Raw genomic sequence first — 3513 nt, 5'->3', positions numbered from 1 at the left:
CGTCCGCCGAGGAAGTCCTTCGCCCGGCAGTAGACGAGCACGCCGGCGTTCATCGTCTCGCCGCGCTCGGGCCGCGGCACGACCTGCAGCACCGCACGGGCGAGCCACTGGTCCGGGGCGGCGAGCTCCGCGCGCGAGGGCAGCGTGTTCGGCGAGTTCCAGACCTTGTTGAAGCCGTCCATGCCGGCGGCGCCCACCACGTGCTTCGTGAACGCCGAGCCCACGGCGTACTGCTTGACCTTGGCCTCGACGCCGAGCAGCGCGCGCAGCACGCGGTCGACGATCCCGCCGCCGCGCCGGCGCACGGTGAACCGCGCCCGGATGGTCTCGACGGTGGGGACGACCTCGCGACCGGCCGCGTCCATGACGTGGTCCGCGTGCCCCTCCAGCAGCGTGGTCAGCGCGATCAGCCGGTCCAGCACCGCGCGCTGCTCCGGGCCCTGCAGCAGCTCGACCAGCGCCAGCGAGTCCCCCTTGGCCGCCTTGAAGGCCCGCACCGCTTCCGGCAGGCGTTCGATCATGGCGCTGCCGTTGGCCGTGCTCATCGACAGGAACCGGCCGACCTCGGCGGCGAAGTGGTCGCGCAGCCAGGGCACGGCGGTGAACTGCAGCCGGTGCGTGGCCTCGTGCAGGCAGACCCACAGGCCGAAGTCCTCGGACGGGACGTCGAGGGCCTGCTGGGCGGCGTAGACGTTGGGGGCGACGAGCAGCAGCCTGCCGTCCTTGGCCGGCCCGCCGAACGGGTCGTACTGGCCCAGCACCCGGGCGCCGACGAAGGCGAGCACCCCGCCGATCTGGAGGCCGGAGGTGGTGGAGGTGACCGCGCGGGTCGCCCGGGCGGTGCGCGGGAGCCGGGCGCCCGCGGTGAGCTCGGCCATCCCGTCGACGGCCGCGGCGGCCCACGCCGGCCGGTCGACGACGTCCGCGGGCAGCAGGGGCAGCCCCTCGCCCAGCCCGGTCACGGCCCGGACGTGCCCCTCCGCCACGGCCGCGTCCTTGCGCAGCCGCTCGACCAGCTCGGTCGCGACGGCGGCGCTCACGGGCGGGCCGGCGGGGACCAGGCGGGCGGCGGTGCGCCGGGCCAGGCCCCAGTTCACGGGCAGGCCGGACACGGTGTCGGGCTCGGGGGTCGACACGTCGGCGCCGGCGGAACCGGTGGGGGCGTTCACCCGCGCCACGCTACGCGGGAGTCAGCGACAGCCGCAGCGGCTCAGCGTGGCCGCAGCGGCTCAGCGACAGCCGCAGCGGCTCAGCGTGGCCGCGATGGTGTCGAGCCGCGGCCGCACGGTGGCCGGGGACTGGCCGTTGGACATCAGCGCGAAGACGAGCAGTCGGCCGTCGACGTCCGTGACCACGCCGGCCAGCGCGCTCACCCCGGTGAGGGTGCCGGTCTTGGCCCGCACCACACCCCGGCCCGCGGAGGCGCTGCCGGTGGCGAACCGGTCGTCGAGCGTGCCGTCGCCGCCCGCGACCGGGAGCCCGGAGACGATCGGGCGCAGGAACTCGGTGCCCTCCCCAGGGCCGGCGGGCGCGGCGGCGGCCGCCAGGATCGCGCCGAGCAGCCGCGGCGGCACCCGGTCCTCGGTGGAGAGCCCGCTGCCGTCGGCCATGTGGGCGCCGGTGACGTCGAACCCGGACTGGGACAGCGCGGCCAGGACCTGCTCGGAGGCGCCGGCGAACGAGGGATCGGCCTTGCGGCTGAGCGCGACGTCCCGGGCCAGGGTCTCCGCGAGGACGTTGTCCGAGCTGGTCATCAGGTGCTCGACCAGCGACGACACGGGCGCCGAGTAGACCTGGCCGAGCGGCTTCGCGTTCGCCGGGGCGGTGCCCTCGGTGACCGCCGACGCCGACAGGCCCAGCTTCTTCGCGAACGCCTCGCCCGCGTCGACCGCCGGGGTGGTGGTGCGGGGGCCGTCCTGCAGCGTCGGGTCGAGCCGGCCGCCGTCGAGCATCAGCGGCACGATCGGCGTGACGTTGCCGCCCGGGATGTCCGCCGGGTCCCAGCCGGGCGCGAGCACCGGCCCGGTCCACGCGCTGGTGTCGACCACGACCGAGGTGACCTTCTGCCCGGCCGTCACCTTCTGCACGGCGGCGACGAGGTCGTCGAGCCGGGCGGGCTCGGGGTAGGTGCCGGTGCTGCCCTCGGGCAGCGCGGTGAGCGTGGGGTCGCCGCCCCCGACGAGCACGACCTGCCCCGGTTCGGCGCCGGCGACGGCGCGGGTGACGAGCCGATCGGTCGGGTCGAGGGTCAGCAGGGTGGCCGCGGCCGTCAGGAGCTTGCCGGTACTGCCCGGAACGAGAGGCTCCTCCGGTGATTGCTGCCACAGCGGCGCGGTCGGGGACCCCGCACCGGCCTGCGCCGCCGGGTCGACGACGACGCCGGCGAAGTCGCCGAGCGCGTTCGACGAGGCGAGCGGGTCGAGCACCGAACCCAGCCCGGCGGAGCTCGGCAGGGGCGCGTCGGCGCGCAGGCCGGTGAGCTGCGGGACCGGCGTGGGCAGATCCTTCTCGGCCCGGGCCGCGCGGGTGAGCCCCAGGTCGGACAGCACATTCGGGGCCTGGACGGCCACCGCACCACCCGTGGCGGCGGCGAGCGCCAGGACGACGAGGACCACGAGGACGATCCGCCCCGGCTTCGTCGGCAGCCTCAGGGTGTCGCCGATCCGGCGGCCCAGTCCCACCTGCCCACCGCTCCCTCCGACCGCTGACACCGGCGGCGCCGGCCCCGGTCCCCGGCCCCGGCCGGTCACGACCGGCGCGACGCGGTCCCCCACACTAGAGGTAGTCGCCGCGCCGTCACCGTCGCGGCCTGCACCAGTCACGACCTGAAGGCACGACCGACCACAAGGAGCATCCCGTGGACTTCGACGTTCTCATCGAGATCCCCAAGGGCGGCCGGAACAAGTACGAGGTGGACCACAAGAGCGGCCGGCTCCGCCTCGACCGGACGCTGTTCACCGCCACCCAGTACCCGGCGGACTACGGCTTCATCGAGGACACCCTCGGCGAGGACGGGGACCCGCTCGACGCGCTGGTGCTCGTCCAGGAGCCGACCTTCCCGGGCTGCCTGATCCGCTCCCGCGCGATCGGCATGTTCCGGATGAAGGACGAGAAGGGCGGCGACGACAAGGTCCTCTGCGTCCCGGCCGACGACCCGCGCCAGGAGCACCTGCGCGACATCCACCACCTGCCCGAGTTCGACCGGGCGGAGATCCAGCACTTCTTCGAGATCTACAAGACCCTCGAGCCGGGCAAGAGCGTCGAGGGCGCCTCGTGGGTCGGCCGCGCCGACGCCGAGCGCGAGATCAAGGCCTCGTGGGAGCGGGCGCGCGTGGCCGCCGAGGCCGAGGCGGCCGAGGGCGAGTCCGCCGAGCACTGAGCACGGGGACGGGACGGGGGGGGGGGGGGGGGCGCGGCCACGCCCCCCCCACCGGCGGCGGGGGTCGGGGCCCGCGCCGCGTGGGGGGGGGGCGCGCCCCCGCGGGGGCGCCGCGCCAGGGGACGGCGGCTCCC

General features: G+C 75.9%; 3 protein-coding genes. 1 reads left to right on the top strand and 2 read right to left on the bottom strand.

The window, feature by feature from the left end:
- Positions 1 to 1061, bottom strand: a 1061-nt coding sequence (locus AB0B41_RS22385) for a DUF3037 domain-containing protein (protein WP_358206288.1), incomplete at its 3' end; no start/stop codon positions are given.
- Between the two features lie 168 nt (positions 1062 to 1229).
- Complete coding sequence (gene dacB / locus AB0B41_RS22380) at positions 1230 to 2681, bottom strand: D-alanyl-D-alanine carboxypeptidase/D-alanyl-D-alanine-endopeptidase (RefSeq protein ID WP_358206282.1); 1452 nt, start codon at positions 2679 to 2681, stop codon at positions 1230 to 1232.
- A 176-nt stretch (positions 2682 to 2857) separates the two neighbouring features.
- On the opposite strand from dacB, the gene AB0B41_RS22375 reads away from it, so the two are divergent.
- On the top strand, positions 2858 to 3379 hold the full coding sequence (locus tag AB0B41_RS22375; RefSeq protein ID WP_358206280.1) for an inorganic diphosphatase: 522 nt from the start codon (positions 2858 to 2860) through the stop codon (positions 3377 to 3379).
- The last annotated feature ends 134 nt before the right edge of the window (positions 3380 to 3513 follow it).

It is taken from the genome of Pseudonocardia sp. NPDC049154 (genome assembly GCF_040648315.1).
Lineage (GTDB): Bacteria > Actinomycetota > Actinomycetes > Mycobacteriales > Pseudonocardiaceae > Pseudonocardia.
This window is presented reverse-complemented; position numbering and strand designations above follow the sequence as displayed.